We start from the raw sequence: 9,398 nt of genomic DNA, 5'->3' as shown, positions 1-9,398 counted from the left end.
CGAAAGTGCCGCCTTGCTGGTTGATGAAGTACTGCCTGAACAACCCATGCGTCAGTGGGTGTTGAGCTTCCCGTTTCAGCTGCGTTTCCTGTTTGCCAGCCGGCCCGAGATCATGGGGTGGGTGCTGGGCATCGTTTACCGCGTCATTGCCACGCACCTGGTCAAGAAAGCGGGCCATACCCACCAAGTGGCCAAGACGGGCGCGGTCACCCTGATCCAGCGTTTTGGATCGGCGCTCAATCTGAATGTTCACTTCCACATGCTGTTTCTCGACGGTGTGTATGTCGAGCAATCCCACGGCTCAGCGCGTTTCCGCTGGGTCAAGGCGCCGACCAGCCCAGAGCTCACCCAGCTGACGCACACCATCGCCCACCGGGTGGGTCGCTATCTGGAACGGCAAGGCCTGCTGGAACGGGATGTCGAAAACAGCTATCTGGCCTCGGATGCGGTGGATGACGACCCGATGACACCCCTGCTGGGGCACTCGATCACTTACCGTATCGCTGTCGGTTCACAGGCGGGGCGAAAGGTGTTCACTTTGCAAACTCTGCCGACCAGTGGTGATCCGTTCGGTGACGGGATTGGCAAGGTAGCCGGGTCCAGCCTGCACGCCGGCGTGGCGGCCAGGGCCGATGAACGCAAGAAGCTCGAACGGCTGTGCCGGTACATCAGCCGCCCGGCGGTATCCGAGAAGCGGCTGTCGTTAACACGAGGCGGCAACGTGCGCTACCAGCTCAAGACGCCGTACCGGGACGGCACCACGCACGTCATTTTCGAACCATTGGATTTCATTGCAAGGCTGGCCGCCCTGGTACCGAAGCCCAGAGTCAACCTAACCCGCTTCCACGGGGTGTTCGCACCCAACAGTCGGCACCGGGCGTTGGTCACGCCGGCAAAACGGGGCAGGGGCAACAAGGTCAGGGTGGCTGATGAACCGGCAACACCAGCACAACGGCGAGCGTCGATGACATGGGCGCAACGGCTCAAGCGTGTTTTCAATATCGACATCGAGACCTGCAGCGGCTGCGGCGGCGCCATGAAAGTCATCGCCTGCATTGAAGACCCTATAGTGATCAAGCAGATCCTTGATCACCTGAAGCACAAAGCCGAAACCAGCGGGACCAGGGCGTTACCCGAAAGCCGGGCGCCACCGGCTGAGCTGCTCCTGGGTCTGTTTGACTGACGAGCCTGAAGGCCAACGATACCAATCAAAATGCTGCGTTCACAGCGCCGCGGCAGGGATCCGCCGTGCTGGTTGTCGGAAAAGGAGCCGCTAGTGGGAAAGAGGAGGGTAAATTTTCAGCGTTGCTGGCTCCCCGTCAGCCGGATTGGGTTGCATCGCAGGGGTGTCGAAAGAGTCAACTGCGGTCCAAAGCTGTTGGACTTGGGTGAAAAGGGCGTTTATTCTTCCTATACGTTCATTAGGTCATCTAGCCTTTCTTCCGCAGGTTTTGTTCTTGGTTTTTTAGGGGGTAATGTCATAGGGTTTGTCTCTTAATATCTTGTGCTAAAAGCAAATCTGATAGGGGTATCATAGCACTTAATATTGATATGCTAAAACTTAGCTCGCTGGTAGCTTCGCTATTTTAACTATCTTTTTGGTGCTTCTATAAAAAGATAAAATAAATACAATCAATAAAACATACATTATCGCACCAATCATCCATATCCAGCCATCCCAACTTGCCAGTGTTTGACCAAAAATAAAGCTAAATAATAATGGGCCGATCACCCCCGTCGTATTGGTTAAGCTGACTAGAACGCCTTGTAGCTTACCTTGGTTAGTTTGATTGACTTGAGCTGACATTAACCCCTGTAAGGCTGGTAGCGCAATACTGCCGCCGGCGAGTAAGATTAATGTAGGGTAAATCATCCAACCCTTTGTCAATAATGACAAAATAATGAATGCTGCTCCATCAACAACAAAGCCCACAATAATCGTCACTTTTTCATTGAATTTCTTGGCGATTGCGCCCGCTACAAATGCTTGGAACAAGGCATGCATGATGCCTAACCCCGCTAAAGATAGGCCGATCTCCATACTGCCCCATTGAAAACGATGTTCCGTAAATAACACCCATGTCGTTGCTGGAATTTGCCCTATCATTTGAGTCATAAAAAAGATAAATAACAATAGTATGACTGGCTTGATCACTTGCAGGAAAGGTCGCGAATTTTCTGCTGTTTCTGTGGTGTTTTTTTCAGTATTTTTGATTTTATTATCTTTAAATATCAACATAATAACTAAAAAAGAGAGCGCATTTAAAATGGCAGCAATAATAAAAGGAAGATGAGCTGAGAATTGCCCTGTAAAGCCGCCAATTGCAGGGCCAGAGATTAACCCGACACCAAAAGCCGCCCCTAAGCGTCCAAACCACTTAGTACGCTCTTGTGAAGCAGTATTGTCAGCAATAACAGAAGCGGCGACCGCACCTGTTGCGCCAGTAACTCCAGAAATTAATCGCCCAACGTATAGCATCCAAAGTGAGCTAGATAATGCAAGCAAAGTGTAATCCACAGCAGCGCCTGCAAGAGATAGTAGTAATATTGGTCGGCGCCCGAATTTATCAGACCATTTGCCAAGTAGAGGAGCAAAAAAAACCTGCATGATGGCATACAGTGCCAGCAGGATACCGTAATGATTTGCTAAATTTTCAGCCGACACGTATTCACGTAACAATGTAGGCAATACAGGCATGATCAAGCCGATCCCCATAGCATCTAGGGCGGTGATCGTTAAAGCGGTGATCGCAAATTTATTCATCGTTTTTTCTCTATCATTGATAGAGTTGGAATATATCCCTATCAGTGATAGAGTGTCAATAGAAAAAAAGAGAGGGCAGTATGGCGCGATTAGATAAAGAAACCATCATCACAGTGGCATTAGAGTTGCTAAATGAAGTGGGAATGGAAGGGCTGACAACGCGAAAACTAGCTCAAAAACTGGGCGTAGAGCAGCCTACACTATATTGGCATGTGAAGAACAAGCGCACATTGTTGGATGCATTATCTGTTGAAATGCTAAAGCGTAATCATCGTCATTCATTACCCGCAGTTGGGGAAACGTGGCAACAATTTTTACGTAATAATGCATTGAGCTTTCGTGATGCATTATTAAGTTACCGTGATGGCGCAAAAGTGCATTTAGGGACTCGCCCGAGTTCAGACCAATATGACACCGTAGAAATGCAGTTGCAGTTTATGGTGGACAATGGTTTTTCATTAAAATGTGGGTTATATGCAATAAGCGCGGTTGGTCATTTTACGTTAGGTTCTGTGTTAGAGCAGCAAGAACATATCGCAGCACTTAATGATAGGCAACAAATAGCAGATGATACGATGCCTCGACTATTAAAAGATGCTTTGCAAATTATGGATCAAGATGATGGCACAGAGGCTTTTTTATTTGGTTTAGAAGCATTGATTAATGGTTTCGAAAAGCAGTGATAAGGTGTCTGTGTTTTTAGGCTCGCACAATAGGGGGGATTTGTGCGAGTGGTGGATTTATTTAGAACATTGTTTTTCAATTTGGCGTTTTTGTTCTACCAATTTTTTAGCTGTTGCCATCGCGAGTTGTTCATCGGCTTGCATTTTTGCTAAACACAGTATTGCAAGGACGCGGAACATGCCTCATGTGGCGGCCAGGACGGCCAGCCGGGATCGGGATACTGGTCGTTACCAGAGCCACCGACCCGAGCAAACCCTTCTCTATCAGATCGTTGACGAGTATTACCCGGCATTCGCTGCGCTTATGGCAGAGCAGGGAAAGGAATTGCCGGGCTATGTGCAACGGGAATTTGAAGAATTTCTCCAATGCGGGCGGCTGGAGCATGGCTTTCTACGGGTTCGCTGCGAGTCTTGCCACGCCGAGCACCTGGTCGCTTTCAGCTGTAAGCGTCGCGGTTTCTGCCCGAGCTGTGGGGCGCGGCGGATGGCCGAAAGTGCCGCCTTGCTGGTTGATGAAGTACTGCCTGAACAACCCATGCGTCAGTGGGTGTTGAGCTTCCCGTTTCAGCTGCGTTTCCTGTTTGGGGTCGTTTGCGGGAAGGGGCGGAATCCTACGCTAAGGCTTTGGCCAGCGATATTCTCCGGTGAGATTGATGTGTTCCCAGGGGATAGGAGAAGTCGCTTGATATCTAGTATGACGTCTGTCGCACCTGCTTGATCGCGGCCGCGATAGCTAGATCGCGTTGCTCCTCTTCTCCATCCGCGTTCCAAGCTGCGGAAAGGCACCCATAAGCGTACGCCTGGTCGAGCAGGCGACGCGGATCGACGTCCAGCGCACGAGAGAATGCGTCCGCCATCTGTGCAATGCGTCTAGGATCGAGACAAAGGTCGTCTCTGTCAGCCGGATCGTAGAACATATTGGCGGCGCCAAAGCCCACTTCACCGACCAGACCGACGGGATCTATCACCAGCCAGCCGCGACTGGAGAACATGATGTTTTCATGATGCAGATCGCCATGTAGCCCACGCAGTTCCGAGGCATTGCTCATCATTTGATCGGCTATAATCGCCGCGTGGACGTAGTCAGTTTGACAACCTGCGTTTTGATCATCGCGCGCCCGCTGAAACAAAGCTGCAAAGCGATCCCGGATCGGGAGAAGGGCAGAAGGCAGGGGTTCCTCAGATGCGGCATACAGCTTCGCCATTAGTTCCGCTGCAATTTCGGTCGCCTGGTAGTCGCCGTGCTCGGCAACGATGTGAGAGAGCATTCGCTCCCCGGCATATTCGAGCAACATCAGATTGTTCTCACGACCGAGCAACCGGACTGCTCCCCTCCCATTGCGCCATACCAGATAGTCGGCCCCGCGCAGTTCATCAGCAATGTCTTCTATAGGTTTCAATCCCTTGACGATTGCAGGAGTCCCGTCTGGCAATGAAACTTTCCAAACGAGGCTGGAAAAGGTGTCCGCAATGAGAACAGGTTGCGAAACGTGCCAATGAGCAGGAAAAACAGGCGGCATGAACATCAACCCCAAGTCAGAGGGTCCAATCGCAGATAGAAGGCAAGGCGTTCGCGGTCGGGGGCTTCGATCCCCAATACATTGAATAGGACAGCGAAGGCGCGCTCTGCTTCATCTGGCGCTGCCCAGTTCTCTTCGGCGTTAGCAATCATGAGTGCCAAATCGGCATAGCGATCTGCTGTTCCGAGCCGCCCAAGGTCGATCAGACCCGTGCATTGAAGAGTTTTAGGGTCCACCATGAAGTTCGGCATGCAGGGATCACCATGGCAAACAACCATATCGGTGCGCTCTTGGTCGAGCCGCACCGGTAGCTCTCGTTCGACACGAGCCAAAAGATCGAGCTGCGGCGTACTCTTGTCCTCGTCCGGTAAGAAGTCGGGATTGACGGCATTGCGGGACACCACATCAACGGCGCGTCCGAACATTCGCGACAGCCTGCGCTCAAACGGACATTGATCAACCGATAGGCTGTGAACAGCGCCAAGTTGCTGCCCCATTGACGGCCACGCTTTGAGCAAATCCGCTCCAGACAGATCAGCCGCCGGTACTCCCGGAATTGCCGTTATCACCAAGCATGCACCCTCCTGTTCCTCCTGCCAGTTGATGACCTCGGGGCAAGCCACACCTCGACCTTTGAGCCAAATGAGGCGGTCACGCTCTCCAGCGAGCTCACCGCGGCGGGAAGCAGGTGCGATTTTCGCGAAGGCATGCCCGTCACCACGTCGAAAAACAAAATCACCAGATTCTCCGCCTCTGACAGGCAACCAGTCAGAATGCGATTCACCAAAAAAAATATTAGTTCGATTCAATGGAGGTTCCTTCAGTTTTCTGATGAAGCGCGAATATAGAGAAATATCCCGAATGTGCAGTTAACGAATTCTTGCGGTTTCTTTCAGCGCCGCCAATACCGCCAGCCCGTCGCGCAAGGGGCGCGGCTCGTGTGTGCGGATGAAGTCAGCTCCACCTGCGGCGGCGGCAAGCTCTGCAGCGAGTGTCGCGGCCCCGACATCCCCCGGACCACGGCCTGTGAGCGCGCGCAGAAAGGATTTGCGCGAAACAGACAGAAGCACCGGCAAATCGAAGCGCAGCCGCAATTCATCGAACCGCGCCAGCACCGAGAGCGAGGTTTCGGGAGCAGCCCCCAGAAAAAACCCCATGCCGGGATCAAGGACAAGGCGGTTGCGTTTGATACCGGCACCCGTCAGCGCCGCGATGCGCGCGTCAAAGAACGCCGCAATGTGATCCATGATGTCGCCAGCGGGTGCCTCGCGCCGATCTGCCTGCCCGTCTTGCACCGAATGCATAACGACGAGTTTGGCAGATGATTTCGCCAATTGCGGATAGAACGCAGCGTCTGGAAAACCGCGAATATCATTGAGATAGGCCACACCACGCGACAAGGCATAGGCTTGCGTCGCGGGTTGATAACTGTCGAGCGAGACGGGAATGCCATCTGCCTTGAGCGCGTCCAGCACCGGCGCGATACGCGCGATTTCTGTGTCGGACGAAACAGGCGCGGCGTCGGGATTGCTGGATGCCGGACCGAGGTCGATCACATCTGCCCCCTCGGCCATCAGCTTACGCGCCTGCGCAATGGCTGCGTCTGGCGCCAGATACCGGCCTCCATCGGAGAAACTGTCCGAGGTTATGTTGACGATGCCGAAAATGATGAGCGATTTATTCATGGGGGCTTCTATAATAATAATAATCGAGCATGAGTCTCATACGGATGCTCGGGTCGAAAGGGAATCCCCAGGCGAGTAACCTGTTTGCGGTGATCCATTAGCTGCAGGAGCAGAATAGCATACATCTGGAAGCAAAGCCAGGAAAGCGGCCTATGGAGCTGTGCGGCAGCGCTCAGTAGGCAATTTTTCAAAATATTGTTAAGCCTTTTCTGAGCATGGTATTTTTCATGGTATTACCAATTAGCAGGAAAATAAGCCATTGAATATAAAAGATAAAAATGTCTTGTTTACAATAGAGTGGGAATAAGCCCTCTCGGGATAGTGATTAAAAAAAGGCGCTTCGGCGCCTTTTTTCTATTGGTACTTATATCAATTTGTGAATACTTTTATAGGTTTTTTGGGGCAGTGGCTGCACAACATCGGACACGGCCTGAAGATGAAAGCCATTGCCGACAAAATGGAGGTATTCCAAAACAGGTTGGCCGGGCGTGCCTACAAGGATATGACGAGGTCGGTCGATCAAATCGACAAAATAAGACGCTGGCCGTTTGGGCGACGCAAGTAGTTAGAAAGCACACGGACCGGTGATGGTGCACCGGCCCGCATTTCCACATACATCAAACCGATTATGGTGAAGCTGTAACTTGTTTCTGGACAATTTCGAGTTAAAGCATTAACTCTAACTCGTCTGCTTCGGATAAAAATATCTATGGGTTAACGCCGCGCTCTGGGGCAAACCGGAGCGCAGCGCAGGTTTGTCCCTAGCAGCGCATTGTTAAATTTTTTACACTTCATTGTACGAGCCACAGCTTTTACAGCGAATCACTATGTTTTGTATGTTTTCCCTTGGTATCCCCACAACCAAATGTGACTTACAACTACCACATGCTAATGCCAAACCCACTTCGTAACCGGTAAAGGCGACCGTGCCTTCCCCTTCGTAGATAAACACTGATCTTGTATCCGGATCAGGCTCGGGAATCACCTTTAAGGTAATAGTCTTCGTAATTTTCGGGACTTCCGGCTTCTTTACTTTAGGTCCATGACATTCTTTAAAAAGCAAACCAGACTCGCAAGGACATGGTTCGTTTGGATCAATCTTAGCCATGTTTACTCTCTCACAACTGATATAGGTAGCTCTGGATCAATATACCTGCCAAGATCAGGTACGTTCAGCTTCATTCGAGTAAGCATGATTAGAAGATATGTGAAAAATCGCCCAAAGGTTCTATCGTCGGCACCTTCCTTAATTATGCGAAGTAGTATTTCATCTTGTTCTTCTGCGTTTGAAGTACGCTTGTGTGCAGTCAGAACTAAATTGACAAATTCATCAGTATCAATCAATAGGTGCTTTTCACCCTTTGTTAGATTAACACTTTCATAGCGAAGCAGGCCGTTGCCGAGAACACACACCAGATTACAAAAGTAATTAACATCGTGAACAGCATGAGAATGGGCCATCCAATTATCCTTTAGAGAATCTAGCGAGTGTAGTGGTCAAGTTAAATTGGCCACGGTTTTGTATTCAAGCCAGTATCTTCGCTCTGACTCGTTCGGTGTCAGCCCACCGTTATATTGATGCGGTCTAAGCTGACTGTAATACCCCGTCACGTATCGTGATATTTCAACCCGAGCCTCACTGATACTTCGGTAGCCGGTCATCGGTATCCATTCTGTTTTTAAGCTTCTGAAGAAACGCTCCATCGGACTATTGTCCCAGCAGTTTCCTCGTCTGCTCATGCTTTGCTTTATCTGATAACGCCAAAGCTGCTGTCGGAAGCCACGACTCGTATAGTGACTACCTTGATCGCTATGGAACATAAGGTGTTTCGGTTTGCCTCGCGCTTCAAAAGCCATCACTAAGGCTTTACTCGTTAGAGTACTATCAGGCGAATAGGATATGGCCCAACCTATCGGTTTACGGGCAAATAGATCCAGCACGACCGCCAGATAAGCCCAACCTTTGCAAGTCCACACATACGTGACATCGCCACACCACACTTGATTTGGCGCCGTCACTGCAAACTGACGAGCAAGATGGTTAGGGATAGCGACATGTTCTTTATCCGCCTTTTTGTAGCGGTGTTGGGGTATCTGGCAGCTCACTAATCCGAGTTTTCTCATCAACCCTGTCGCGCGATAACGCGTCAATGGTATACCCGCAGTTGTCACCATATTGGCGATGGTTCTTGCACCTGCAGAGCCGTTGCTGGCTTTATGGGCCCCTCGCACCAAGCTATGCAGTTTCACCTGCTCTGAGCTAATAATGCTGGGTCTACCTCGCCAATACTTATAGCTGCTGCGATGAATACCAAATACTGAACAAATAAGTTTTACACTATGGCTCTGCCTGAGTTTCTCGACTAGCGAGAACTGTTCAGTGAGTCTGACATCAAGAGAGCCGTAGCCTTTTTCAAAATAATGTTCTCTTCTTCGATGCGGCGAAGTTTCTTTTCTAACTCACGGATCCGCTGTTGCTCAGGCGTAAGTGGTGAGCCTTTGGGAGAATCGCCTTGCAGTTCCTGTTGGAGCTGTTTTACCCACTTTCGCATGGCTGAATTGCTGACTCCCATTGCGATTGCAGCCTCTGCCACACTGTAGCCTTGCTTTGTTACTAGCTGAGCAGCCTCTAGCTTAAACTCAGCGCTGAATGTCGGTCTTGTGTTCTTCATATCTGCCACCCATTTGCGAAAAGTGAGTCTATCACTTCGTCTATTTAGATGGCCAAATTCACTATGCCACTACA

General features: G+C 50.5%; 9 protein-coding genes and 1 pseudogene. 3 read left to right on the top strand and 7 right to left on the bottom strand.

The features are described 5' to 3' along the window. Positions 1-1,183 (top strand): IS91-like element ISVsa3 family transposase (locus ACMHXE_RS19585; RefSeq protein WP_023315961.1); only part of this gene is annotated, 1,183 nt, incomplete at its 5' end. A 378-nt stretch (positions 1,184-1,561) separates the two neighbouring features. Here the strand turns inward: ACMHXE_RS19585 and tet(59) are convergent. Next, positions 1,562-2,764, bottom strand: coding sequence for a tetracycline efflux MFS transporter Tet(59) (tet(59), locus tag ACMHXE_RS19580; RefSeq protein ID WP_001031679.1), 1,203 nt, complete (start codon positions 2,762-2,764; stop codon positions 1,562-1,564). 80 nt (positions 2,765-2,844) lie between these two features. Here tet(59) and tetR point away from each other — a divergent pair, with 80 nt between their 5' ends. Both tetR and ACMHXE_RS19570 read left to right on the top strand, forming a co-directional pair. Further along, on the top strand, positions 2,845-3,447 hold the full coding sequence (gene tetR / locus ACMHXE_RS19575) for a tetracycline resistance transcriptional repressor TetR (RefSeq protein WP_000113092.1): 603 nt from the start codon (positions 2,845-2,847) through the stop codon (positions 3,445-3,447). Between the two features lie 178 nt (positions 3,448-3,625). Beyond that, positions 3,626-4,030: pseudogene (locus ACMHXE_RS19570) on the top strand (IS91 family transposase); the annotation flags it as partial. 106 nt (positions 4,031-4,136) lie between these two features. Here ACMHXE_RS19570 and ACMHXE_RS19565 read toward each other — a convergent pair. The 6 genes from ACMHXE_RS19565 to ACMHXE_RS19540 form a co-directional block, all read right to left on the bottom strand. After that, a complete protein-coding gene (locus ACMHXE_RS19565) occupies positions 4,137-4,973 on the bottom strand; it encodes an aminoglycoside O-phosphotransferase APH(6)-Id (protein WP_000480968.1) in 837 nt (278 codons plus the stop codon). Beyond that, the gene (gene aph(3'')-Ib, locus ACMHXE_RS19560; protein WP_001082319.1) at positions 4,973-5,776 is read right to left on the bottom strand and encodes an aminoglycoside O-phosphotransferase APH(3'')-Ib; all 804 of its coding nucleotides are present in this window, start codon (positions 5,774-5,776) and stop codon (positions 4,973-4,975) included. Before aph(3'')-Ib ends, ACMHXE_RS19565 begins: the two co-directional genes overlap by 1 nt. Positions 5,777-5,836: 60 nt before the next feature. After that, the gene (gene sul2 / locus ACMHXE_RS19555; RefSeq protein ID WP_001043260.1) at positions 5,837-6,652 is read right to left on the bottom strand and encodes a sulfonamide-resistant dihydropteroate synthase Sul2; all 816 of its coding nucleotides are present in this window, start codon (positions 6,650-6,652) and stop codon (positions 5,837-5,839) included. A gap of 784 nt (positions 6,653-7,436) precedes the next feature. Beyond that, a complete protein-coding gene (locus tag ACMHXE_RS19550) occupies positions 7,437-7,760 on the bottom strand; it encodes an SEC-C metal-binding domain-containing protein (protein ID WP_221054783.1) in 324 nt (107 codons plus the stop codon). 2 nt (positions 7,761-7,762) lie between these two features. Then, complete coding sequence (locus ACMHXE_RS19545) at positions 7,763-8,113, bottom strand: hypothetical protein (protein WP_413733135.1); 351 nt, start codon at positions 8,111-8,113, stop codon at positions 7,763-7,765. A 36-nt stretch (positions 8,114-8,149) separates the two neighbouring features. After that, positions 8,150-9,324, bottom strand: a protein-coding gene (locus ACMHXE_RS19540) for an IS3 family transposase (RefSeq protein WP_101095878.1) whose coding sequence is annotated in 2 segments (ribosomal slippage) — positions 8,150-9,066 and positions 9,066-9,324 — 1,176 coding nt in all. Because the reading frame shifts where the segments join, the coding sequence is not laid out codon by codon here. Positions 9,325-9,398: the final 74 nt, after the last annotated feature.

It is taken from the genome of Shewanella sp. BJSY2023SW007, assembly GCF_047314525.1.
Classification (GTDB): Bacteria; Pseudomonadota; Gammaproteobacteria; order Enterobacterales; family Shewanellaceae; genus Shewanella; species Shewanella chilikensis.
This window is presented reverse-complemented; position numbering and strand designations above follow the sequence as displayed.

Bases quoted from the DNA above. Each gene is read 5' to 3' on its own strand.
- tetR (WP_000113092.1), top strand. From the start codon at position 2,845: ATGGCGCGATTAGATAAAGAAACCATCATCACAGTGGCATTAGAGTTG.
- ACMHXE_RS19565 (WP_000480968.1), bottom strand. From the start codon at position 4,973: ATGTTCATGCCGCCTGTTTTTCCTGCTCATTGGCACGTTTCGCAACCT.
- sul2 (WP_001043260.1), bottom strand. From the start codon at position 6,652: ATGAATAAATCGCTCATCATTTTCGGCATCGTCAACATAACCTCGGAC.
- ACMHXE_RS19550 (WP_221054783.1), bottom strand. From the start codon at position 7,760: ATGGCTAAGATTGATCCAAACGAACCATGTCCTTGCGAGTCTGGTTTG.
- ACMHXE_RS19545 (WP_413733135.1), bottom strand. From the start codon at position 8,113: ATGGCCCATTCTCATGCTGTTCACGATGTTAATTACTTTTGTAATCTG.